We start from the raw sequence: 22,938 nt of genomic DNA on the forward strand, positions 1-22,938 counted from the left end.
GCAGGAAAGAATCATTCAGTCACACCGTTAAGCTCGTCCGCACGTGCCTGGGCGGCGGCGAAGTCGAGCGTGCCCTCGTAGATCGCGCGTCCGGTGATCGCGCCGAGAATGCCTTCCTCCTCGACCGCGCACAGCGCGTCGATGTCGCGCATGTCGGTGATGCCACCGCTGGCGATGACCGGGATGCGCAGCGCGCGCGCCAGGCGCACGGTGGCCTCGATATTGACACCCGACAGCATGCCGTCGCGACCGATGTCGGTGTAGATCACCGATTCGACACCGTAGTCCTCGAACTTCTTCGCCAGATCCACGACGTCGTGGCCGGTGAGCTTGGACCAGCCGTCGACTGCCACCTTGCCGTCCTTGGCATCGAGGCCAACGATGATGTGGCCGGGGAAGGCGCTGCAGGCATCGTGCAGGAAGCCGGGGTTCTTGACGGCGGCAGTACCGATGATGACGTAGGTGATGCCGTTGTCGAGGTAGTGCTCGATGGTGTCGAGGTCGCGAATGCCGCCACCGAGCTGCACCGGGATATCCTCGCCGACGACGTCGGTGATGGCGCGAATGGCTGCGCCGTTCTTGGGCTTGCCGGCAAAGGCGCCATTGAGGTCCACCAGGTGCAGGCGACGGGCGCCGGCGTCGAGCCAGTGGCGCGCCATGGCGCCCGGGTCTTCGGAAAACACCGTGGCGTCGTCCATTTCGCCCTGTTTCAGGCGAACACAGTGACCGTCCTTGAGGTCGATGGCGGGGATCAGCAACATACGGGGATCAGTTCAGGTGGGGCGGAGTCGTGAGACGGGCCGTCGGCGCTCAGGGCTGCCAGCGGATGAAATTTGCAAGAAGCCGGAGGCCGGCCGCGGCGCTCTTTTCCGGGTGGAACTGGGCCGCGAAGATATTAGCCCGCGCTACCGCACTGGTAAAGCGCAGGCCATAGTCGGTCTCGGCCGCGGTCAGTGCGGCATCGGCGGGCACGACGAAGTAGCTGTGCACGAAGTAGAAGCGCTCGCCGTCCGGAATGCCGTCCCACAGCGGGTGCGGCGCAGACTGCCAGACCTCGTTCCAGCCCATGTGCGGCACCTTCAGGCGGCTGCCGTCGGCAGCCCGCATGCGCTCGTCCGGAAAGCGCACGACGTCGCCCGGCAGGATGCCGAGCCCGGGCACGTCGCCCTCGGCACTGTGCTGGAACAGCATCTGCTGGCCGATGCAGATGCCGAGGAAGGGCTTCTCCGCCGCGGCCGCCAGCACCGCGGGGCGCAGGCCACGGGCGTCGAGTTCGCGCATGCAGTCGGGCATTGCCCCCTGACCGGGAAAGACGACGCGCGCTGCGGCAGCGACACGCGCCGGATCGGAGGTCACGAAGACGTCGTGGCCGGGCGCCACGTGCTCGATCGCCTTGGCGACCGAGCGCAGGTTGCCCATGCCGTAATCGATGATGGCCACGCTGGTCATCGGCTTGACTCGCTATTCAGGGGGACGACGACGGCGCGTGGCCGCCGCAGGATGGGAGGAATCAGAGCGCGCCCTTGGTCGAGGGGATGGTGCCCGCCGCGCGCTCGTCACGCTCCGCCGCCATGCGCAGCGCGCGAGCAAAGGCCTTGAACACCGTCTCGCACTGGTGGTGAGCGTTGTCGCCACGCAGGTTGTCGATGTGCACGGTGACGCCGGCGTGGTTCACGAAGCCCTGGAAGAACTCGCGCGCCAGGTCCACATCGAAGTTGCCGATGCGGGCGCGGGTGAAACTGATGAAGTAGTGCAGCCCGGGCCGGCCGGAGAAGTCGACCACCACGCGCGACAGCGCTTCGTCGAGCGGCACGTAGGCGTGGCCATAGCGGCGCAGGCCCTTCTTGTCGCCCACTGCCCTGGCAAAGGCCTGGCCGAGCGTGATGCCGACGTCCTCGACGGTGTGGTGGTCGTCGATATGGGTGTCGCCCTCGCAGTGGATATCGAGGTCGATCAGGCCGTGACGGACGATCTGGTCGAGCATGTGGTCGAAGAAGGGCACGCCGGTATCGAGCTTGCCCTTGCCGCTGCCATCGAGATCGATGCGCACCGTGATCTTCGTTTCGAGGGTGTTGCGAGTGACTTCTGCTTGCCGCATGAGAGACTACCAGCCAAAGGGTTTCCAGCGACCCATGATAACATCGCGCGGCAAAATGGCTGCACCGCGCAGCCTATGCAGCGGTCGAGCTTGGCGCTATCGCGTCGCCGACCTGCCATCCGAACCCACTCAGCAGACACCGCCATGAGCCGCTTCTGGAGCGCCGTCGTCCACGGCCTGACCCCCTATGTGCCGGGCGAACAGCCCAAGCTCGACAACCTGGTCAAGCTCAACACCAACGAGCACCCCTGTGGCCCCTCGCCCAAGGCGCTGGCAGCCATCCGCGCCGCCACCGGCGACGGCCTGCGCCTGTATCCCGACCCCAACGCCGACGCCCTCAAGGCCGCCCTCGCCCGCCACCACGGCGTGCAGCCGGCACAGATCTTCGTCGGCAACGGCTCGGACGAGGTGCTCGCGCATGCCTTCACGGCGCTGCTCAAGCACGAGCGGCCGCTGTGGTTCCCCGACATCACCTACAGCTTCTACCCGGTGTATTGCGGGCTGTACGGCATCGCGTACCGCAGCGTTCCGCTTGCCGACGACTTCTCGATCCGCGTCGAGGACTACCTGCCGCACGGTAACGAGCGCGCCGGCGCGATCATCTTCCCCAACCCGAACGCGCCCACCGGCCGCTTGCTCGCGCTGTCCGAGGTCGAGCGCATCGTCACCGGCAACCCAGAGGCGGTAGTGCTGGTGGACGAGGCCTACGTCGATTTCGGCGGCGACAGCGCGGTTGCGCTGGTCGAGCGTTACCCCAACCTGCTCGTCACCCACACCTTCTCCAAGAGCCGCTCGCTGGCAGGCCTGCGCGTGGGCTACGCGGTGGGCAACGCGGGGCTGATCGAGGCGCTCGAGCGGGTCAAGAACAGCTTCAACTCCTACCCGCTCGACCGCCTTGCGATCGCCGGCGCGGTCGCCTCGGTCGAGGATGACGACTATTTCCGCGCCAGCTGCGCCAAGGTGGTCGCGACCCGCAACAAGCTCGTCGCCGACCTGCAGGCGCTTGGCTTCGAGGTGCTGCCTTCGGCGGCGAACTTCATCTTCGCCCGTCATCCGCAGCGCGACGGCGCCGAGCTCACCGCCGAACTGCGCAAGCGCGCGATCATCGTGCGCCACTTCAAGGCGGAACGCATCGACCAGTTCATGCGCATCACCATCGGCACGGATGCGCAGTGCGACATTCTGGTCGCCGCTCTGCGCGAGATCCTCGCCGGCTGAAACCGCTCAACTGGCGCGCCCCGCCGATCGCCCCGCGGTGCGCGGCGGCGCCAGCAGCAGACGATTTACGAGCAGCACCGCGACCGACACCACGACCACGATCACGGTCGCGAGTGCATTGATCTCGGGCTTGAGGCCGTGGTGCAGGCGGGCGAACACCAGCACCGGCAGCGTCGTGCTGCCCGGATCGGACAGCATCGCCGCGAGCACGAAGTCGTCCATCGACAGCGTGAACGCGAGCAGCCAGCCGGCAGCCAGCGCAGGCGCGATCACCGGCACGGTGATCACGAAGAACACCTTGAGCGGCGGACAGCCGAGGTCGAGTGCGGCCTCCTCGAGCGCGCGATCCATCTCTCGCAGCCGCGACGCCACCAGCACCGCCACATAAGCCGCGCACAGCGTGGTGTGCGCCACCCAGATCGCCGTCACCCCGCGCCCGCCCAGAGCCGCGAGCGTCGGATGGGTAAACAGCAGCACCAGCGACAGCCCGACCACCACCTCGGGCATCACCATCGGCGCACTCATCATGCCGACGAAGAAGCGGCTGCCCGGGTAGGGCCCGGCGCGAACCAGGATCACCGCGGCCGCGGTGCCGACCACGACCGCGGCGGTGGCGGCGAGCGCGCCGACGCGCAGCGACAGCAGCACCGCCGCATGGAGTTCGGCGTCGCGCGCGAGCGCGGCGTACCAGCGCAGCGAGAGCCCGTCGAGCCGCGTGGTGATCTCTCCGGCGGTGAAGGAAAACACGATCAGGCACAGGATCGGCACGTACAGGAAGGCATACACGCCGACCATCCACGCGCGTCCGCCCCAGCCGCCACCGCGGCTCATTCGTCGCTCCCCGCGCGCCCGCCGTGGCGGTGCAGCAGCACGATCGGCGCGATCAGCATCACGACCGCCACGGCGGCCGCCATCGGCCAGTCCTGGTTGGGGCCGAAGTCGTCCCAGATGCTGCGCCCGATCGTCATCACACTGCCGCCGCCGAGCAGGTCGGGAATCACGAACTCACCCACCGCCGGGATGAACACCAGTAGCGAGCCGGCGACGATGCCACGCCAGGACAGCGGCAGGGTGATGCACAGGAACACTGTCGCCGGCCGTGCGCCAAGATCGCGCGCGGCCTCGAGCAGGTGCAGGTCGAGCTTGACCAGGTTGGCGTAGAGCGGCAGAACCATGAAGGGCAGGTAGCTATAGATCATGCCGACCAGCACCGCACCGGTGTTGTATAGCAGCGGCAGGGGCTCCGTCACCAGGCCGAGACCGAGCAGCACCTGGTTGATCAGCCCGGTCTCGCTGCTGTCGAGCAGGCCCATCCACGCGTAGACGCGCAGCAGGAAGGAAGTCCAGAACGGCAGCATCACCAGCATCAGCAGCGTGTTGCGCATCGCCTCGGGCGCGCGCGCGAGCTGGTAGGCGAAGGGATAGCCGAGGACCAGGCAGCACAGCGTGGTGAGCGCCGCGAGCAGCAGCGAATTGGCATAGGCGGCGAGGTAGGGCCGGTCGGCGCCAGGCGTGCCGAGCGCCGCGACTTCGCCGCCGAGTCGCGCATAGCTGGCAGGATCAGGGCGGAAGGCCGAAGCTCCGTCCACAGCGGTGCCGGCGAAGGGCGAAACGTAGGGCGGCACCGCAAGCTCAGGGGTCGACAGGCTGACACTGACGATCAGCGCGAAGGGCAGCACGAAGAAGAGCAGCATCCACGCCCACGGCAGCAGGCCGACCCAGAAGCGGCCATGCCCTTGCGCGGAAGCCGGGCGCACCTTCATCGCAGCAGTAGCACGCCGTCGGGCGCCGGCCACGACACCCGCACCGGCTCGCCGCGCGCCGGGGGCGCGGCCTCACCCCAGTGCGCCGCGGGCACGCTGGCGATCATCGAACGGCCGCCGGGCAGGCGCAGGTGGTAGATGGAGCGGTTGCCGAGATAGGCGATCTCGGCGACCTCGGCCGGCGCGGCGTTCTCCCCAGGCCGTTCCGGCACGCACGCATCGCCGGCGGCGCGCTGATGCACGCGCACGCATTCCGGGCGCAGAGACAGCCAAGCTTCGCCGCCCTGCGGCGGAGCGGCGCCAGCGCCCGCCACGAAGGCGATCGGCCGCGGAAACTCGCTGCCAACCAGGCGATCGCCCTCGATGCGGCCGTGGAAGAGGTTGGTCTCGCCGATGAAGCTGGCGCTGAAACGGCAGTTGGGATGTTCGTAGATCTCGCCCGGCGTGCCGACCTGCACCAGCCCGCCCTCGGACAGGATGCCGATGCGGTCGGCCATGGTCATCGCCTCCTCCTGGTCGTGGGTGACGAGGATGCAGGTGACGCCGACGCGCCGGATCAGGCCGACGAGCTCGAACTGGGTCTGCTGGCGGATGCGCTTGTCGAGCGCGGCGAGCGGCTCGTCGAGCAGCAGCAGGCGCGGCTCGCGCGCCAGGCTGCGCGCGAGCGCCACACGCTGCTGCTGGCCGCCGGAGAGTTCCTGCGGCCAGCGCTGCGCGTAAGCGCGCATCTGCACCAGCTCGAGCATCTCGGCGACGCGGGCTGCGATCGCTTCGCGCCTCATGCGCGGCCGGATCTGGCGCAGGCCGAAGGCGACGTTGCCCGCCACCGTCATGTGCGGGAACAACGCGTAGGACTGGAACATCATGTTGGTCGGGCGGCGATGCGCAGGCACCGCGGCGAGGTCCTCGCCGTCGAGCAGCATGCGCCCACTGCTCGGCGTCTCCAGGCCGGCGATCATGCGCAGCAGGGTGGACTTGCCGCAGCCCGAACTGCCGAGCAGCGCAAAAACCTCGCGCTCGCCGATGTCGAGCGCGACATCGCGTACCGCCCAGGTGTCGCCGAAGCGTTTTCCGAGTCGTTCGATGCGCAGATGGACGGACTCGCCCCCCACCCCACCCCGCGCGCCGCCAGCCCCCCGATCGTTCATCGCCCTGCTCGCCTCCCACACCCGCCCCCCTTCAGCGCGCCGCCTTGAAGCGGTTCAGCGCCTGGGTCAGCTCGCGCTGCACCTCCTTGTCGAGCACCGGCTTGGCACGCAGCGTACGCTTGACCGCCGCGGGCACGTTGATCACCGGGTCGTCGCGCAGCGTGGCGTCGGTGAGCGCGAGCGCCGCGGTGTTGGCGCTGATGTAGAAGGTCTCGTTGGAGATGCGCGCCACCGTCGCCGGATCCATCATCGCGTCGATCCAGCGGTGGGCGTTGTGCGGATGCGGCGCGTCACGCGGGATCGCCATCACGTCCACCGACATCATCGCCCCCACCGCCGGGATCAGGTACTGCAGCCTGACCTCGGAGCCGGCGAGCTGCGCACGCCGCGCGGCGATGCGGGCGTCGCCCGAGAACATCATCGCCACGCACAGGCTGCCCTTGGCCATCTGCTCGATCGGCGCGGTGTTGAAGCTGCGGATGTCCTTGCGCACCGGGCGGATGTGCTCGACCGCGGCGCGGATGTCGGCGGGGTCCATCTTCACCGGGTCGAGGCCGGCGTCGAGCATGGCCGCCGGAATCACGTCGCTCGCCTCGTCCATCAGCGCGATGCCGCAGCCCTTCAGGCGCGCGGTGAGCGCCGGATCGAAGAGCAGGTCCCAGGCGTTGTCGGGCAGCTTGCCATCGAGCGCCTTCATGACCTTGTCGACGTTGATCGCGACCCCGGTGGTGAACCACATGTAGGGCACGAGGTAGCGGTTGCCCGGGTCGGCGACCGCCACCGCGTCGAGGATCAGCGGGTCGATATGGACGAGATTGGGCAGGCGAGACTTGTCGAGCGGCTGGAAGATCCCGGCCTGGATCTGCTTGCCGGCGTACTCCACGCTCGGATAGACCACGTCGTAGCCGCTGCCGCCGGTCAGCAGCTTGCCCTGCAGCGTGGCGTTGCTGTCGTAGAGGTCGTAGCGCACCGCGAGCCCGCTCGCCTTCTCGAAGGCGGGGATGGTGTCGGCGGCGATGTAGTCGTTCCAGTTGTAGACGTTGAGCACGGGCTCCTCGGCCGCCACCGCCACGTCCGCGGCCAGGGCCAGCGCCACCATCCAGCCGAACCTGAGCTTCATGTCCGCCTCCCTGCGATCGACAAGGGGATGCCGCTTTCCCGCCCCACCCGGATCGGGAGACCCGGGTGGGTGCACTCAAACCTTCAGCCGCATCTCCGCCGAGCGCGCGTGCGCCTGCAGGCCCTCGCCATGGGCGAGGATGGAGGCCACCTTGCCCAGGTGCTGGGCGCCGGCCTGTGAGATGTGCACGATGCTGGTGCGTTTCTGGAAGTCGTAGGTGCCCAGCGGCGACGAGAAGCGCGCGCTGCGCATCGTCGGCAGCACGTGGTTGGGTCCGGCGCAGTAGTCGCCGAGCGCCTCCACCGCCCAGTGGCCGACGAAGATCGCGCCGGCGTGGCGGATGTGGTCGATCCAGGCCTCGGCGTCATCCAGCGACAGCTCGAGGTGCTCGGGCGCGATGCGGTTGGCGAGCGCGCAGGCCTGCTCCAGACTGTCGACATGGATCAGCGCGCCGCGGTTGGCGAGCGACCTGGCGATCGTGTCGCGGCGCGGCATGGTCGGCAGCAGGCGGTCGATCGCCTCGTGCACCGCGTCGATGAAGGCGGCGTCGGTGCACAGCAGGATGGACTGCGCCAGCTCGTCGTGCTCGGCCTGGGCGAAGAGGTCCATCGCCACCCAGTCGGCGTGACCCGAGCCGTCGGAGATGATCAGGACCTCGGAGGGCCCGGCGACCATGTCGATGCCGACCGTGCCGAACACGCGGCGCTTGGCCTCGGCCACGTAGGCGTTGCCCGGGCCGACGATCTTGTCCACCTGCGGAATGGTCTGGGTGCCGTACGCCAGCGCCGCCACCGCCTGCGCACCGCCGATGGTAAACACGCGGTCCACGCCGGTGATCGCGGCGGCGGCCAGTACCAACGGGTTCTTCTCGCCGCGCGGTGTCGGGACGACCATGATCAGCTCGCCGACGCCGGCGACCTTGGCCGGGATCGCGTTCATCAGCACCGAACTCGGATAGGACGCGCGCCCGCCCGGCACATAGAGGCCGACGCGATCGAGCGGCGTGACCTTCTGCCCGAGGCGGGTGCCGTCGGCCTCGGTGAATTCCCAGGACTCGCCCTTCTGGCGCTCGTGGTAGATGCGGACGCGGTCGGCGGCGATCGTGAGCGCCTCGCGCTGATCGGACGACAGGCTGTCGAGCGCGCGGTGGAGTTCGGCTTTCGGCAGCTCCAGGGCCGGCATCGAGTGCACGTCGAGGCCGTCGAAACGGCGGGTATATTCGACCACCGCGGCGTCGCCGGTGGTACGCACCGCACGCAGGATCTCGGTCACTGCGGTATCGATGCGCTCGTCGGCCTCGGACTCGAAGGTTAGCAAGGCATCGAGCGTGGACAGGAATTCGGGTTCGCGCGCGTCGAGGCGGCGGATCGGAGTCTGACTCATGAAACGGTCCTTACGGTTTGATCGCACCGGCGAAGGCGTCGAGCACCGGCTGTAGCAGCTCGCGCTTGAGCTTGAGCGAAGCCTGGTTGACGATCAGGCGCGAGCTGATCGGCATGATGTCCTCGACCTCCTCCAGATTGTTCGCACGCAGCGTGCCGCCGGTGGACACCAGGTCGACGATGGCATCGGCCAGCCCGACCAGGGGCGCGAGCTCCATCGAGCCATAGAGCTTGATCAGGTCGACATGCATGCCCTTGCCGGCAAAGTGGGCCTTGGCCGCGTTGATGTACTTGGTGGCGACGCGGATACGCCCACCTGGCCGGATCGCCGCAGCGTAGTCGAAGCCCTTTTGCACCGCGACGCACAGGCGGCACTTGGCGATGTTGAGGTCGAGCGGCTGATACAGACCGCCGCCGCCATGCTCGATCAGCACGTCCTTGCCGGCAATCCCGAGGTCGGCCGCGCCATATTGAACGTAGGTCGGCGTGTCGGTCGCGCGCACGATGACCAGGCGCACATCGGGCCGGTTGGTGCCGATGATGAGCTTGCGCGAGGACTCGGGATTGTCGGTGGGCACGATGCCGGCGGCGGCGAGCAGCGGCAGCGTCTCTTCGAAGATGCGCCCCTTGGAGAGGGCGAGCGTGATGCTGGACACGTGAAAAGCCTTGATCGTGAGGACCCTGCATTGTAACCCGGCGCCGCTTCTGTTAACCTTCGGCACAAGTGGCTGAACCGCAGGCGGTGGTTCGGCCTTTTCTTTTGTTGCGCCACAGCACCGGCGCGCACTTCGAGCAGGAAACCCGCAACATGAAACCGTCGATCATCGTCTCCAGCAGCGACCTCGAGCGCCTCGAGGGTCTGCTGACCCTCCCCGCCTTCCGCAGCCGCAGCGACCTCGACGGCTTGCGCGAGGAACTCGAGCGCGCTGACGTGCGCGAGCCGCAGGACATGCCCGCCGACGTCATCACGATGAACAGCCGCGCACGCTTCGTCGAGGAAGGCACCGGCCGCGAGTACGAGCTCACGCTCGCCTACCCGAAGGATGCCGACGCCGCAGCCCACCGCGTGTCGATCTTTTCGCCCGCCGGCAGCGCGCTGCTCGGCCTGTCTGCCGGCCAGTCGATCGACTGGAAGGGGACCGACGGCAAGCTGATCCGCCTCAAGGTGCTGGAGGTGACCTGGCAGCCCGAGGCCAACGGCCAGTACGAGCTGTAAACGGCCCCGCCGGCCACGCGGCCGGCAAGCGCCGAGAAGGACAAAAAAGGGGGCGCCAGGCCCCCTTTCTGCTTTCTGTCGTGCGCGCCCTTGGGAAGCGCGACTCAGGCGAGGCGCCTGACCTTGGCCCCCAGCGCGGCCAGCTTTTCTTCCAGCCGCTCGTAGCCGCGGTCGAGATGGTAGATACGCTCGATCGTGGTCTCGCCCTCGGCCACCAGGCCAGCCACCACCAGCGAGGCCGACGCACGCAGGTCGGTCGCCATCACCGCCGCGCCTTCGAGCTTCGCCACTCCCTGCACCACCGCGGTATTGCCGTCGATGCGGATGTCGGCCCCCAGGCGCTGCAGCTCGACCGCGTGCATGAAGCGGTTCTCGAAGATGGTCTCGCGAATCATCGCCACGCCGTTGGCGACGCAGTTGATCGCCATGAACTGCGCCTGCATGTCGGTCGGGAAGGCCGGATAGGGCGCGGTACGCAGGCTCACCGCATTGAGCCGCGCCGGCGCCGACAGGCGGATTGCATCGCGCTCGGAGACGATCTCGCAGCCGGCGTCCATCAGCTTGTCGATCACCGCATCGAGGTAGCACGACGAGGTGCGGGTGAGGCGCACCGAACCGCCGGTGGCCGCCGCCGCGCACAGGTAGGTGCCGGTCTCGATGCGGTCGGGCATGATGCGGTGGGTCGCGCCATGCAGGCGCTCGACGCCGCGGATGCGGATCACGTCGCTGCCGGCGCCCGACACCTGCGCGCCCATCGCCACCAGGCAATTCGCCAGGTCGACCACCTCGGGCTCGCGCGCGGCGTTCTCGATCACCGTCTCGCCGTCGGCCAGCACCGCGGCCATCATCAGGTTCTCGGTACCGGTCACCGTCACCATGTCGGTGAACAGGCGCGCGCCCTTCAGGCGCGGCACGGTCGCATGCACGTAACCGTGCTCGACGCGCACCTCGGCACCCATCGCCTGCAGGCCCTTGATGTGCTGGTCCACTGGCCGCGCGCCGATCGCGCAGCCGCCGGGTAGCGACACCCGCGCCTCGCCGCAGCGCGCCACCAGCGGCCCCAGCACGAGGATGGAGGCGCGCATGGTCTTGACCATGTCGTAGGGCGCGACCGGGTTGTTCAGCCCCGAGGCATCCAGCGTGACGGTATCGCCCGCACGCTCGACCTTCACCCCCATCTGCCCGAGCAGCTCGAGCAGCGTACCGATGTCCTTCAGTTGCGGCACGTTGGTGTAGGTCACCGGCTCCGCGGTCAGCAGGGCCGTGCACAGGATGGGCAGCGCGGCGTTCTTGGCGCCGGAAATGGCGATCTCGCCCGCCAGGCGAGCACCGCCTTCAATCAGCAGCTTGTCCATCAGGCGATCACATCCCCAGTTCGCCGCGACCTTCTTCCCACTGTGCGGGAGTGAAGGTCTGCAGTTGCAGGGCATGGATCTCGTTGCCCATCAGGCGGCCGAGGGTGGCATACACCGCCTGGTGCTGGCGCACCTTGGGCTTGCCCTCGAAGGCGGCGCTGACCACGATGCCGCGGAAATGGACGCCGTCCTCACCTTCGATGACGACCAGCTCGCAGGGCAGGCCCTGCTCGATCAGGCGCTTGACTTCGCTTGCTTCAAACATGATGTGAATCCTTTACGAACGCAGCTTGTAACCCCGGGCCAGCATCGCCAGGGTGAGCGCCGCGAGTACGACGAAACAGACGCTCACCACCCCGAGCGACAGCCAGGGCGAAGTGTCCGATTGACCGAAGAAGCCATAGCGGAACCCGTCGATCATGAAGAAGAACGGGTTGAAATGCGACACGTCCTGCCAGAACTGCGGCAGCGAGTGGATTGAGTAGAACACCCCGGACAGCATCGTCAGCGGCATGATGAGGAAGTTCTGGAAGGCGGCAAGCTGGTCGAACTTGTCCGCCCAGATGCCGGCGATGACGCCGAAGGAGCCCAGGATCGCCCCGCCCATCAGAGCGAAGGTCAGCACCCACAGCGGATGGGCCATCGGCACCTCGACGAACAGCGCCGCCACCAGCAGCACGCCGAGCCCCACCATCAGCCCGCGCAGGATGGAGGCGATGACGTAGGCGGCATAGAACTCGCGGTAGGACAACGGCGGCAGCAGCACGAAGATGATGTTGCCGGTGATCTTGCTCTGGATCAGCGACGACGAGCTGTTGGCAAAGGCGTTCTGCAGCACCGACATCATCACCAGACCCGGCACCAGGAAGCTGGTGTAGGCGACCTCGCCATACACGGTGACGTGGCGATCGAGCACGTGCGAGAAGATCAGCAGGAACAGCAGCGCATTGAGCACCGGCGCGGCGACAGTCTGGAAGCTGACCTTCCAGAAGCGCAGCGTCTCCTTGTACAGCAGGGTGCGAAAGCCGGTCAGCGGCGACTCGGCCGGCATCGGCTCGATGCGGGGGGGCGTGGCGCGGGACGGGGTCTCAAGCACGATGCATCACCTCGACAAAGACGCGCTCGAGATCGGGCTCGCCAAGCTGCAGTTCGCGCACGCCGGCGCCGGCTTCGCGCAGACGGGCGAGCAGGTCCTCGACCGCCGCGTAGGAGTCGAAGGCGAACGCGATCCAGCCATCCGCGTCTTCGCTGCCGCCCACGGCCAGCGCGGCAGCCGGCTGCTCCACCTTCACCCGCAGGCTGTGGGTGGCAAAACGCCGTAACAGATTTTCCGTGGTGTCGAGCGCCACCACCTTGCCGGCCTTGAGCATGGCGATGCGCCCGCACAAGGTCTCGGCCTCTTCCAGGTAGTGCGTGGTGAGCACGATGGTGTGGCCATCGCGGTTGAGCTTGCGGACGAAGTGCCACAGTCCCTGGCGCAGCTCGACATCGACGCCCGCGGTCGGCTCGTCGAGCACGATCACCGGCGGCCGGTGCACCAGCGCCTGCGCCACCAGCACGCGCCGCTTCATGCCGCCCGACAGCGCGCGCATGTTGGCCTGCGCCTTGTGGCTGAGGTCGAGGCTGGCGAGGATCTCGTCGATCCAGTCGTCGTTGTTGCGGATGCCGAAATAGCCCGACTGCATGCGCAGCAGCTCGCGCACCGAGAAGAAGGGATCGAACACCAGCTCCTGCGGCACCACGCCCAGGTTGCGCCGGGCGTTGCGATAGTCGCCGACCACGTCGTGGCCCATGATCTCGAGGCTGCCGGTGTCCGCGCGCACGAGCCCCGACAGGGCCGAGATCAGCGTCGTCTTGCCTGCGCCATTGGGCCCGAGCAGGCCGAAGAACTCGCCCTGGCCGATCTCCAGGTCAATGCCGCCAAGGGCCTTCAGCGAGCCGTAGTGCTTGGTGACGCCGTGGATGCGGATTGCCGGAACGCTCATGCGCCGGCCTCGAGCGGCAGCAGCGACTCGATGCCGTAGAGGCGGGCGAGGCTGGCCATGCCCTCGGGCAGTGCACGCACCGACAGACTGTTCCCGGCGGCCCGGGCCGCACGCAGCCAGTCGAGCAGCAGCGCGAGCGCCGCGGAGTCTGCGGCCGTGACCTGCGAGAAGTCGACGATCAGGTCACCGCGTTGCGCCCGCTGCCGGCCCTCCTCGAGAACCGCGGGTGCGGCGAGCATGGTCAGCTCGCCGGCCGGCACAAACACGCTTGCTACGGCCGCCGCACTCACGACGCGCGCGCCACGCCGGTGGTGCCCAGACCCTGCTCGTCGGCGAGTGAACTGTTGCGCGCCTCGAGCGAGCGGATCAGCCCGTCGATGCCGCCGTTGCGGATCTCCTGGGTGAAGCTGCTGCGGTAATTGGTGACCAGGCTGACGCCGGCAACGACGACGTCGAAGACCTTCCAGCCCTGCTCGCCCTTCTCGAGCATGTAGTCGATGCCAATCGGCTGCGCGCCCGGGCGCACGACCTCGGTGCGGATCTGCACGCGCGTGTCGGTAGCGGCGTAGCGCGAGGGCGGGAACACGACGCGTTCGTCGCGGTACTGGGTGAAGGCGTTGGCGTAGGTGCGCACGAGCAAGGTGCGGAAGGCCTCGATCAGACGCCCCTGCTGCTCGGGCGTGGCCTCGCGCCAGTCGCGACCGACCGCGAGCATGGTCATGCGGCGGAAATCGAAATGCGGCAGCACCAGGGCCTCGGCCAGTTCGATCACGCGCCGCGTGTCGCCCGAGCGCAATGCGGGGTCGGTGCGCACGATCTCGAGCACCTCGTTGGTCACGTCACGAATCAGCACTTCGGGCGCCTTGCCCTCGCTGGCGACGGCCGCCGGCACCAGACCGGCGAAAAGAAGGCAGAGGGGGAAACAGAACAGAGTGATGAGTTTTTTCATGTCTTTGTCTTACTGCATGTCGGTTGGGGTTGCAGACGGCGCCCTGGCATTGAGGGCGAGCCGGGCGTCGGGCACCAGTTCCAGGCGCTCGACCGCCGCGGCGGCAGCCGAATCGACCTCGTCGCCGAGCGGTGCGGCGGACAGGTCGTCGAAATCTTCGTACACCCGCTCCTGCATGCCATCACTGACTTTGTAACGGCGTTGCTGCAGATAGAAGTCGCGCACGAAGGCGTAGCGGTCGAGGGCCGCCTCTTCCAGCGTGCGATCGGCGCCAAGGAGGACCGAACGGACGTGGACCACGCGGGTGGCGGTGACGGTGTTGCGCGTCGGCACGTGGTCGATGCTGAACGGCGTGCGGCCGGCCATGTCGGCCGGCAGGGCGACGGTGTCGCGCACCGTACTGGGACCGAAGAACGGCAGCACGATATAGGCGCCCTCGCCCACCCCCCAGCGTCCCAGGGTCTGGCCGAGATCCTCGTCGTGCTTGGGCAGGCCCGCCTCGCTGGCGATGTCGAGCAGGCCGAGCAGGCCCCAGGTGGAATTGAAGGCAAAACGCATGAAGTCGCTCATCGCCTCGGCGACCTTGCCCTGCAGCAGGTTGTTGAGGCCGATCCAGGGGTCGGCCAGGTTGCCGAACACATTGCCCACGCCGGTGCGCACCGGGCTCGGCAGCACCGCCTGATAGACCTCGGTCGCAGGCTTGAGCACCACCTTGTCGACCTGCTCGTTGAAGCTGAACATCGCCCGGTTGTACCCCTCGAGCGGATCGTCCGGGTTGGCGGTGGTGGCACAGCCGGTCAGCAGCGACGCCGCCAGCGCGAGTGCGGCAAGGCGGGCATGGGCCGCCAGCCGCTTGATGGGGGATTGCATCTTCATTGTTGTTATCTCCAGAGACCTGCCGCCGGCTTATTGTGCGGGCGTGCTGGCCTGTGCCGGCGTGTCTGCGGCACGATCGAACATGAACTGGCCGATGAGCTTTTCCAGCACCACGGCGGACTGGGTGATCAGCACACGATCGCCACCCTTGAGCATCTCGATGTCGGCGCCCGCTTCCAGGCCGACGTACTGCTCGCCGAGCAGGCCCGAGGTCAGGATCGACGCGGTCGTATCGGCCGGGAACTGGTAGCGACCATCGAGCTCGAGCTCGACGACGGCGCGGTAGATCTCGGCATCGAAGCGGATCGCCGCAACTCGGCCAACGAGCACCCCCGAGCTCTTCACCGGCGCGCGCACCTTCAGCCCGCCGATGTTGTCGAACGGCGCCTCGACGCGGTAGGCGTTGGATGCATCGAAACCCGAGAAACTGGCCACGCGCATGGCAAGGAAGATCAGCGCCGCAAAACCCAGCGCGACAAAGATGCCGACCCACAGGTCGAGCGTGGTACGACTCATCATAGACCCCGGAACATGAAGGAAGTAAGGACGAAGTCGAGCGCCAGGATGGCCAGCGCCGACGTCACGACGGTGCGGGTGATGGCACGCGACACGCCTTCGGCGGTCGGCTGGCAGTCGTAGCCCTCGAACACCGCGATCAGCGACACCACGGTGCCGAAGACGAGGGACTTGATCACGCCATTCATCACGTCGTAGCGGAACTCCACCGCGGACTGCATCTGCGACCAGAAGGCGCCGTCATCGACGCCGATGACCACGACCGTGATCAGCCAGCCGCCGAAGATCCCCATCGCCGAGAACAGGGCCGCCAGCAGCGGCATCGACAGCACGCCACCCCAGAAGCGCGGCGCCACCACGCGGGCGATCGGATCGACCGCCATCATGTCCATCGCCTTCAACTGCTCGGTCGTTTTCATCAGGCCGATCTCGGCGGCAATCGCCGAGCCGGCGCGGCTGGCGAACAGCAGGCCGGCGATCACCGGGCCCAGCTCGCGCAGCAGCGACAGCGCCACCATCACGCCAACCGCGTCGGCCGAGCCGTAGCGCTGCAGGATGTCGTAGCCCTGCAGACCGAGCACGAGGCCGACGAAGAGCCCCGATACGATGATGATCAGCAGCGACAGCACGCCGCTGAAGTAGAGCTCGCGGATGGTGAGATGGATGCGTCGCACCGACTGCCCGGAGGCGAGCAGCACCGCAAGCAGGAAGCGGGTGGCGAAGCCCAGCCGCCACACGCCGTTGATGGTCAACTCGCCGACGTGGCGCAGGCCGGCGGCCAGCCCATTGAACAACCCGTTCATGTGCGCTCCTCGCCCAGCAGGCTGTCGATCGGCGGCGCCGGATAGTGGAAGGGGACCGGGCCGTCGGCCTCGGCATTGACGAATTGATGTACGAAGGGGTCGGCCGAGGCACGGATCTCGTCCGGCGTACCCTGGGCGACGATGCGGCCGTCGGAGACGAAATAGATGTAATCGACGATCTCGAGCGACTCGTGCACATCGTGAGTGACCATCACCGAACTCGCACCGAGCGCATCGTTGAGGCTGCGGATCAGCTGGCCGATGATGCCGAGCGAGATCGGGTCCAGTCCGGCGAAGGGCTCGTCGTACAGGATCAGCATCGGATCGAGCGCGACCGCGCGTGCCAGCGCCACCCGTCGCGCCATGCCGCCCGACAGCTCGCCGGGACGCAGCGCCGCGGCGCCGCGCAGGCCCACCGCCTCGAGCTTCATCATGACGAGGTCGCGCACCATGCCGGCGGGCAGACGGCTGTGCTCGCGCAGCGGGAAGGCGACATTGTCGAACACGTTCATGTCGGTGAACAGGGCGCCAAACTGGAACAGCATGCCCATGCGCCGCCGCAGCGCATACAGCTCGGCCGCCGACATGCCCGCCACGTCCCGCCCCTCGACCGTCACCGTACCGGCGCTGGCGCGCAACTGACCGCCGATCAGGCGCAGCAGGGTGGTCTTGCCGCAGCCGCTGCCGCCCATGATGGCAACCACCTGGCCGCGGTGCACGCTGAGGTCGATGCCGCGCAGCACCTCGCGCTCGCCATAGGCGAAGCGCACGTCGCGCAGCGAGACCAGCGGAGAGGCATGTTCGGCAGACAAGGACACGATGGGCGGAGAGTCCGGAAAAAGCTGAGCATTGTAACAGAGGCGCACGCCGATGCGAGACTTCGATGTTGCAATGCAACAACGTCTCAGGCGCAGTCCATGGCCACGCCCTGCGGAAGCAGAGCTGTTCTGCTCCAGACACTTGCAACCGACCACAGGCGCGCCGCGACGTTCCCGCGATTATTCCATTCAGGTATTCCGTTTTCGTTCAAATGCAATTAGCATCGAATCATGAATCGCCCCATCAACATTATTTCTACCCTCGCGACGAGCGCGGTGGCGGTCGCGCTGGCGACGGCCTGCACCGCGCTGCAGCCCTCGCGCATGGCGGCCGGACACCTCGATGCGCAGGCCGCGCCCCTCCCCCGCACGCCCGCCGCGACGCTCGCGAGCACGAGCGTGACAGCGCCGGAGCCGCCCACCACCTCACCGCCCGCCGCCGCCCATGACGCCGCGCCGCCGGCAGCCCCCGTCCCGGACGCCCCCTCCCCGGCCGGCTACTCGGTGTCGGTGCGCGACATCCCGGTGCATGAGCTGCTGTTCGCCATCGGCCGCGATGCCGGCCTCGAGCTCGACCTCCACGCCGGCATCGAGGGCCGCGTCACCCTGCATGCGCTCGACCAGCCACTGCCCGCGCTGCTCGAGCGCATCGCCCGCCAGGTCGACATCCGCTACGAGCTGCGTGGCCGCCACCTGTCGGTGCGCCCCGACACCCCCTTCATCCGCAGCTACCCGCTCGACTACGTGAACCTGAGCCGCGACATGCGCGGCGCGGTCGCCACCAGCACCCAGATCGCCACCACCGGCGCCCTCGCCCAGGGCGGTGCGAACGGCGCCGGCAATGCCTCGGTGACCCAGATCGAAACCCGCGCCAGCAACGACTTCTGGGCCTCGCTCGAGGCCAACCTGATTACCCTCCTCGACGACGCCGGCGGCGGCCCGCGCTGCGGGGGCGAGGCCGGCGCGCCCTGCCGCAGCGCCGACGTCATGGTCAATCGCGAGAGCGGCGTGCTGCTGGTGCGCGCCAACGCACGCCAGCACGCCCATCTGCGCGCCTTCCTCGACCAGGTGCAGCAGTCAGCACGGCGCCAGGTCATGATCGAGGCCACCATTGTCGAAGTCACCCTCGCCGACGGCTACCGCCAGGGCATCGACTGGACGCGGATCGGCGTGCCGGGCTGGAACGTGCGCCCGCGCGGATCCAACGACGCCGGGGCCGGCCTGCCCACGCTCAGCTACCTGTCGGCCAGCACCGACATCCAGCTCGAGCTGCTCGAGACCTTCGGCACCGTCAAGGTGCTGTCCAGCCCGCGCCTGTCCGTGCTCAACAACCAGACGGCGATGCTGAAGGTCGTCGAGGAGGTGGTCTATTTCCTCGTCGACAGCACCACCACCGAGTACGACGACCGCCAGCAGTCACGCATCACCGCCACCACGACACCGCAGTCGGTGTATATGTGGTGTAGCTAGTCGTTACTATTCACCCCCGAAAACGCCACTCTCGACCCACGAGGGCGGCGTTTTTTTTTAGGGGGGGTCATCTGCTAGGGTGTTTTTACGCACCTAATAGTAGGCCACTTACTATGAAAAAGCCCCTTAACGGACAGCAAAAGGCTGACGAGAACCTCACCACCTTCACTTCCTGGGCGGCGAGCAAGACCGATAGCGACCTTCGCGACATGGTTACGCGCGGCCAGCTCAACCGTATGGAGATTTCGCGCGAGTGCAACTTTGCCAAGAGCGTGTTGTTGCAGAACCCCCGGGTCAGGGATTCGCTGAAACAACTTGAAGCCGACCTGCGTGAGCGCGGCGTCCTGCCGCCGGTTGTAGTTACCGAGGCGGCGAGTGCGGTGGGCGGTGCCGAATCGAATAGTCCTCGAGCAGCGGCCGACAAGGCACGCCTGAAGCGCCTTGAGTCAGAGAACGCTGCGCTCAAGGCCGAGTTAATGGAGGTGCGCGGCCAACTGGCCCGATATCACATCCTGGACAGTTTGCTATCGAGCACGGGGAGATTGCCCCGGTGAGCGCGCCTAGCCTGACGCTTCGCGTAAGCACGATCCGAAGCCAAAACCCGTTGGGCCGGGGTGGCGCCATTTTCACGGGTGTAGAGGTCGATGGCGACGGGCATCGCGTCGATGCCCGGGCGCACTTGGTTGTCAAGGCGCCCCACTATCTGCTTCGAGGGAGCGTCGAACTCGGCCAGTTGTGGAGGATCACTGGCGTAGCTGAAGACAACGCCATCGTCGTGAACGGCTACCGGTTGATCGAATCAACCATAACTCCCGAGACGATGGAACTCGTTCGGCCATCGGGCGAGCACATCGTGACCCTGCTGGCTGAGTGCAATGCCTTTAAAGGCATTGGCATGGTCAAAGCCCGCCGACTTTGGGATCACTTTGGCGAGGAACTGTATGCCCTCCTTGATGCGGGCGCGGTGGATCGTCTTGCACAAGTCCTGCCCAAAACGACGGCCGAGCAAATCGCAACTGCCTGGCGGTGTTGGGGAGACACCTTCAATCTGCAATGGTTGCAGAACCGCGGCTTCTCGGTAGCCTTGGGCCGCAAGGTACTGGATTACTTTGGCAACCAGGCAGCCGCAAAAATCGAGGAAGACCCCTACCGCCTGATCAGTTTCGCCGCTGACTGGAAATCCACCGACACGCTTGCGCGGCAAACCTTTGGACTTGCCGAAGACGATCCGCGCCGGCTAGTTGCAGCCGTCGAGGAAGTCCTGTACGGGGCATTTGACACAGGACATTCATGCGTCCTCCACGCACAGGCAGAGGAGCGCTTGGAACGCTTACTGGGGTCTGGCAGATCCGCATTGATCGCTCAGGCTCTGCAAAAAGGGGAAGCCGCCGGCGTATTCCTGCGTCGCCATGGCCGCCTGCAGGCGCTCGGCCCGTTCGTCATGGAGCAGGGTATCGCCCGGGCCATTGCGCAACGAGCGGCCCACCCCGAGGCGCTACTAACTAGGGATGAACTCGCCGGCGTACTTGAGGCTTATCGACTTGAAAGCGGCATCACACTCGAATCCAGTCAGTTCGAAGCGCTGAACGTTGCAAACGCCAACCTGATAACGGTTGTCACCGGCGGCGCAGGCACCGGGAAGACGACGGTGCTCAAGAGTTGGTTCGCAGTTTGCCGTGCGGCAGGCTGGCCGACCTACGCCGTTGCAATCAGCGGGCGGGCGGCCCGCCGCATCCAGGAAGCCACGGGTCATGAGGCCAGCACCATCGCCGGTTTCCTCAAGCACTTTAATCCCGAGGAGGCGCCCGAGCGGGGTGTGCTCATCATTGACGAAGCGTCGATGGTCGACCTGCCCACGGCATTCCGCATTCTGCGGCATCTGCCGTCCACCTATCGCTTCGTCGTGCTGGGAGACCCTAACCAGCTCGCACCGGTGGGGCCAGGGCTGGTACTACAGGAATTGGCGCACCAGCAAGGTATCCCGCGTGTTGAACTCCAAAAGGTGAAACGCCACTCCGGCGCAATTGCTGAGGCTGCCAACGCAATCCGTAGCGGGCAATGGCCGGACCTACCGGACGATCCCAAGAAGGCAATCGCCTTCCTGCCCTGTCCCAGTGCGGCCATCAACGAGTTGGTGCTAGATCTACTGGCCGATGACCGGAAGGGCAGCCAAGTCGTTGCCGCCGTCAGAAATGCGGCCGCCGGTGGCGTCAGAATGCTCAACCAGTTAAGCCAGAAGAGACTCAATCCCGTCGGCGATGCACTTCTACTGTGGAACGACGAGTTCGACCAGCACCAAGGCACGGGCCTTCGTGTCGGCGATCCCGTGATCTGCCTCGTCAATAACTGGGAAATGAACCTGCAAAACGGGTCACTCGGAACCCTTATATCGGCGGAGCCGCCCAGCCCGAACGTCGCGCCCGGTAGGGTTTTGGGGCACATCCTTTGGGATGATGGTAGGCAGCGCCAACTGACTCTCGATCTCCTGCCCAGCATTGAGTTGGCCTACGCCATCACGGTCCACAAGGCTCAAGGCAGCCAATTTCGCCGCGTAATCATCCCGGTCACAAGATCTCGGCTGCTCGACCGCACGCTCCTGTATACCGCCGTCACGCGTGCCGAAACGCAGGTGATTCTGGTGGGTGACTTGGCTGCGGCCAAGGCGGCGGTTGAAGCGCCGCCGCATGCATCCCGTCGCCAGGTCGCCCTGGGAGCGCATCTCAGTGAAATTCTGGCGGGGATGGTCTAGTGCTTCACACAACCATCCGAGGCAAGGTGCGCCGCGATCATACCGGCGCGGTCACAGAGATTCCCGTCATTCTCACCGAGCATGGCCCCCTGCTGCCGCTCGCCGACTACTTTCTTTCGCACTCTCAGGGACGAAGCTCGGCGTGGATGAGCAAGACGGTCCAAGCCGTGGGCCTCCTGATCGACTATATGGCGGCAAATCACGATTGTTTTGATGATCCAAAGCAGTTGTTTGAGACCTTTGCCCAGCGCCTTACGACTGGGACCGTGGGGGTCGATGGCACCGACCCCAGCGGGCTCTACTGGAATGGACTCAATCCATCCATTGTCGGGGGGCTAGTGACTAGGATCTCGCACTTCTCCGACTGGATGGCACAAGAGTTCGACGCGAAGCCTCTTAATCCGTGGCGTACGGCCACACGCAGTGAAGAAATGCTGGCGTGGGCTGCGTGGCACCAGCGACGGCACCGCGCCTTTCTGGCCCACACCTGGGATCCAGAAAATGACTCGCTCGCTATGACGCGCGCTAGAAACATCCTCCTCAAGAAGACCCCGATTTTCGACCACGACCCGGTAAAGCGTTTCCCTGATGAGCGTATCCACGACCTGTTATTTCGGGGCTTCATCGTGCCTGGCAAGCAGAAGAGCCCCCGGATCGAGGAGCGGTTGAACCTCCGTGACATCCTAATCACGCTCTTGATGCACTACGGCGGCCTTCGCATGTCCGAACCGTTTCACCTTTATGTGCACGACGTAGTGCCCGACCCGATACATAACGATCGCGCCTTGGTGCGTATCTTCCATCCGAGCGATGGGACGGCGCCGCCCGACTGGTTGGACGCCAAAGGCCAACCTATCAAATGCAATCGACTGACCTACCTGAACGGCAAGTACGGGTTGCGTCCTCGAAACAACTACGGTAACACGGATCAATTGTTCGCAGGCTGGAAGGGGAACGCCCTCGACTCGAGGAGTTACTTCATGTACGTGAACTGGTTTCCAGGTTGGGCGGCCGCTCTGTTCTGGAAACTATGGGTTTTCTATATGGTGCAGCGGGCACAACTAGCCTGTGACCACCCGTTCGCTTTCGTAACCCTCGCTGGAAAGCCATACAGCATTGACAGTTTCGAGCGTCAGCATCGGCGTGCCGTCGAGCGGATCGGCCTGACGGCCGCTAAAGCCCTGGGCACATCGCCACATGGCCACAGGCATTCCTACGGGCAGGCCTTATTCGATGCCAATGTCGATCCAATCCTCCGAAAGAAGGCGCTACATCACAAGTCATTGGAGTCCCAGTTGGTCTACACCGAGCCAGATCGCGCTCGCCTAATACGCGCACTAGAAGCCGCCGCCGAGCGCGAACGAACGGAAATCCAGTTCGCGCCTCCCGACTTCGGTGACTACGGTTTTAAGGATATCGACCCGCTGGCGTTGCTGAGCGGAACGAACCCGAAACTGCTGAGGAGGCCCTGA

General features: G+C 66.4%; 25 protein-coding genes. 6 read left to right on the forward strand and 19 right to left on the reverse strand.

All coding sequences use genetic code 11. The features are described 5' to 3' along the window. Window positions 1–11 precede the first annotated feature (11 nt). The 3 genes from hisA to hisB all read right to left on the reverse strand — a co-directional run bounded on the left by hisA (window position 12) and on the right by hisB (window position 2,098). Window positions 12–761 carry a 1-(5-phosphoribosyl)-5-[(5-phosphoribosylamino)methylideneamino]imidazole-4-carboxamide isomerase gene (gene hisA / locus PLC66_RS14260; protein WP_324541539.1) on the reverse strand — a complete coding sequence of 250 codons (750 nt, stop codon included), beginning with the start codon at window positions 759–761 and terminating at the stop codon, window positions 12–14. Between the two features lie 49 nt (window positions 762–810). Next, window positions 811–1,449 (reverse strand): imidazole glycerol phosphate synthase subunit HisH, encoded by a 639-nt coding sequence (hisH, locus tag PLC66_RS14265; protein ID WP_324541541.1) that lies wholly within the window; start codon window positions 1,447–1,449, stop codon window positions 811–813. A gap of 61 nt (window positions 1,450–1,510) precedes the next feature. Further along, the gene (gene hisB / locus PLC66_RS14270) at window positions 1,511–2,098 is read right to left on the reverse strand and encodes an imidazoleglycerol-phosphate dehydratase HisB (protein ID WP_324541543.1); all 588 of its coding nucleotides are present in this window, start codon (window positions 2,096–2,098) and stop codon (window positions 1,511–1,513) included. 144 nt (window positions 2,099–2,242) lie between these two features. Between hisB and hisC the strand changes: the two genes are divergently transcribed. Further along, window positions 2,243–3,316, forward strand: a complete 1,074-nt coding sequence (gene hisC, locus PLC66_RS14275; RefSeq protein WP_324541545.1) for a histidinol-phosphate transaminase — start codon at window positions 2,243–2,245, stop codon at window positions 3,314–3,316. A 6-nt stretch (window positions 3,317–3,322) separates the two neighbouring features. Here the strand turns inward: hisC and PLC66_RS14280 are convergent, their stop codons facing one another. The 6 genes from PLC66_RS14280 to hisG all read right to left on the reverse strand — a co-directional run bounded on the left by PLC66_RS14280 (window position 3,323) and on the right by hisG (window position 9,385). Then, window positions 3,323–4,147 carry an ABC transporter permease subunit gene (locus tag PLC66_RS14280; RefSeq protein WP_324541547.1) on the reverse strand — a complete coding sequence of 275 codons (825 nt, stop codon included), beginning with the start codon at window positions 4,145–4,147 and terminating at the stop codon, window positions 3,323–3,325. Then, window positions 4,144–5,079 (reverse strand): ABC transporter permease, encoded by a 936-nt coding sequence (locus PLC66_RS14285; RefSeq protein ID WP_324541548.1) that lies wholly within the window; start codon window positions 5,077–5,079, stop codon window positions 4,144–4,146. The genes PLC66_RS14280 and PLC66_RS14285 overlap by 4 nt, the downstream gene beginning before the upstream one ends. Continuing rightward, window positions 5,076–6,227 (reverse strand): ABC transporter ATP-binding protein, encoded by a 1,152-nt coding sequence (locus PLC66_RS14290; RefSeq protein ID WP_324541550.1) that lies wholly within the window; start codon window positions 6,225–6,227, stop codon window positions 5,076–5,078. Before PLC66_RS14290 ends, PLC66_RS14285 begins: the two co-directional genes overlap by 4 nt. Window positions 6,228–6,258: 31 nt before the next feature. Further along, a complete protein-coding gene (locus tag PLC66_RS14295) occupies window positions 6,259–7,347 on the reverse strand; it encodes a polyamine ABC transporter substrate-binding protein (RefSeq protein ID WP_324541552.1) in 1,089 nt (362 codons plus the stop codon). A gap of 75 nt (window positions 7,348–7,422) precedes the next feature. Continuing rightward, window positions 7,423–8,730 (reverse strand): histidinol dehydrogenase, encoded by a 1,308-nt coding sequence (hisD, locus tag PLC66_RS14300; RefSeq protein ID WP_324541554.1) that lies wholly within the window; start codon window positions 8,728–8,730, stop codon window positions 7,423–7,425. A gap of 10 nt (window positions 8,731–8,740) precedes the next feature. Further along, window positions 8,741–9,385, reverse strand: a complete 645-nt coding sequence (gene hisG, locus PLC66_RS14305) for an ATP phosphoribosyltransferase (protein ID WP_324541556.1) — start codon at window positions 9,383–9,385, stop codon at window positions 8,741–8,743. A 152-nt stretch (window positions 9,386–9,537) separates the two neighbouring features. Here hisG and rnk point away from each other — a divergent pair, with 152 nt between their 5' ends. After that, on the forward strand, window positions 9,538–9,945 hold the full coding sequence (gene rnk / locus PLC66_RS14310; protein WP_324541558.1) for a nucleoside diphosphate kinase regulator: 408 nt from the start codon (window positions 9,538–9,540) through the stop codon (window positions 9,943–9,945). A 104-nt stretch (window positions 9,946–10,049) separates the two neighbouring features. Here the strand turns inward: rnk and murA are convergent, their stop codons facing one another. Genes murA through PLC66_RS14360 form a run of 10 tightly spaced genes read right to left on the reverse strand, consistent with a single transcriptional unit; the run spans window position 10,050 to window position 17,247 of the window. Further along, entirely contained in the window at window positions 10,050–11,300 is a 1,251-nt protein-coding gene (gene murA / locus PLC66_RS14315) for a UDP-N-acetylglucosamine 1-carboxyvinyltransferase (protein WP_324541560.1), read from the reverse strand. A gap of 7 nt (window positions 11,301–11,307) precedes the next feature. Next, on the reverse strand, window positions 11,308–11,565 hold the full coding sequence (locus PLC66_RS14320; protein ID WP_002928523.1) for a BolA family protein: 258 nt from the start codon (window positions 11,563–11,565) through the stop codon (window positions 11,308–11,310). A 12-nt stretch (window positions 11,566–11,577) separates the two neighbouring features. Beyond that, window positions 11,578–12,351: an ABC transporter permease gene (locus PLC66_RS14325; RefSeq protein ID WP_324541593.1), complete on the reverse strand. Its 774-nt coding sequence runs from the start codon at window positions 12,349–12,351 to the stop codon at window positions 11,578–11,580. A 37-nt stretch (window positions 12,352–12,388) separates the two neighbouring features. Next, complete coding sequence (locus tag PLC66_RS14330; protein WP_324541564.1) at window positions 12,389–13,285, reverse strand: ABC transporter ATP-binding protein; 897 nt, start codon at window positions 13,283–13,285, stop codon at window positions 12,389–12,391. Beyond that, entirely contained in the window at window positions 13,282–13,551 is a 270-nt protein-coding gene (locus PLC66_RS14335) for an STAS domain-containing protein (protein ID WP_324541566.1), read from the reverse strand. The genes PLC66_RS14330 and PLC66_RS14335 overlap by 4 nt, the downstream gene beginning before the upstream one ends. 20 nt (window positions 13,552–13,571) lie before the next feature. After that, window positions 13,572–14,234 (reverse strand): MlaC/ttg2D family ABC transporter substrate-binding protein, encoded by a 663-nt coding sequence (locus PLC66_RS14340; protein WP_324541568.1) that lies wholly within the window; start codon window positions 14,232–14,234, stop codon window positions 13,572–13,574. Between the two features lie 9 nt (window positions 14,235–14,243). Continuing rightward, a complete protein-coding gene (locus tag PLC66_RS14345; RefSeq protein WP_503012216.1) occupies window positions 14,244–15,110 on the reverse strand; it encodes an MlaA family lipoprotein in 867 nt (288 codons plus the stop codon). Between the two features lie 30 nt (window positions 15,111–15,140). Further along, a complete protein-coding gene (mlaD, locus tag PLC66_RS14350) occupies window positions 15,141–15,626 on the reverse strand; it encodes an outer membrane lipid asymmetry maintenance protein MlaD (RefSeq protein ID WP_324541569.1) in 486 nt (161 codons plus the stop codon). After that, a complete protein-coding gene (mlaE, locus tag PLC66_RS14355) occupies window positions 15,626–16,429 on the reverse strand; it encodes a lipid asymmetry maintenance ABC transporter permease subunit MlaE (protein WP_324541571.1) in 804 nt (267 codons plus the stop codon). Before mlaE ends, mlaD begins: the two co-directional genes overlap by 1 nt. After that, the gene (locus PLC66_RS14360) at window positions 16,426–17,247 is read right to left on the reverse strand and encodes an ABC transporter ATP-binding protein (RefSeq protein WP_324541573.1); all 822 of its coding nucleotides are present in this window, start codon (window positions 17,245–17,247) and stop codon (window positions 16,426–16,428) included. The genes mlaE and PLC66_RS14360 overlap by 4 nt, the downstream gene beginning before the upstream one ends. Before the next feature lie 231 nt (window positions 17,248–17,478). Here PLC66_RS14360 and PLC66_RS14365 point away from each other — a divergent pair, with 231 nt between their 5' ends. The 4 genes from PLC66_RS14365 to gmtY all read left to right on the forward strand — a co-directional run bounded on the left by PLC66_RS14365 (window position 17,479) and on the right by gmtY (window position 22,938). Then, window positions 17,479–18,717, forward strand: a complete 1,239-nt coding sequence (locus tag PLC66_RS14365) for a hypothetical protein (protein ID WP_324541575.1) — start codon at window positions 17,479–17,481, stop codon at window positions 18,715–18,717. A gap of 113 nt (window positions 18,718–18,830) precedes the next feature. Next, window positions 18,831–19,271, forward strand: a complete 441-nt coding sequence (locus PLC66_RS14370) for a VPA1267 family protein (protein ID WP_324541577.1) — start codon at window positions 18,831–18,833, stop codon at window positions 19,269–19,271. Next, window positions 19,268–21,466 carry an AAA family ATPase gene (locus PLC66_RS14375; protein ID WP_324541579.1) on the forward strand — a complete coding sequence of 733 codons (2,199 nt, stop codon included), beginning with the start codon at window positions 19,268–19,270 and terminating at the stop codon, window positions 21,464–21,466. Before PLC66_RS14370 ends, PLC66_RS14375 begins: the two co-directional genes overlap by 4 nt. After that, window positions 21,466–22,938 (forward strand): gamma-mobile-trio recombinase GmtY, encoded by a 1,473-nt coding sequence (gene gmtY, locus PLC66_RS14380; protein WP_324541581.1) that lies wholly within the window; start codon window positions 21,466–21,468, stop codon window positions 22,936–22,938. Before PLC66_RS14375 ends, gmtY begins: the two co-directional genes overlap by 1 nt.

Origin of the sequence: Thauera sp. (genome assembly GCF_035444905.1) — a bacterium.
In the GTDB taxonomy this organism is placed as follows: domain Bacteria; phylum Pseudomonadota; class Gammaproteobacteria; order Burkholderiales; family Rhodocyclaceae; genus Thauera.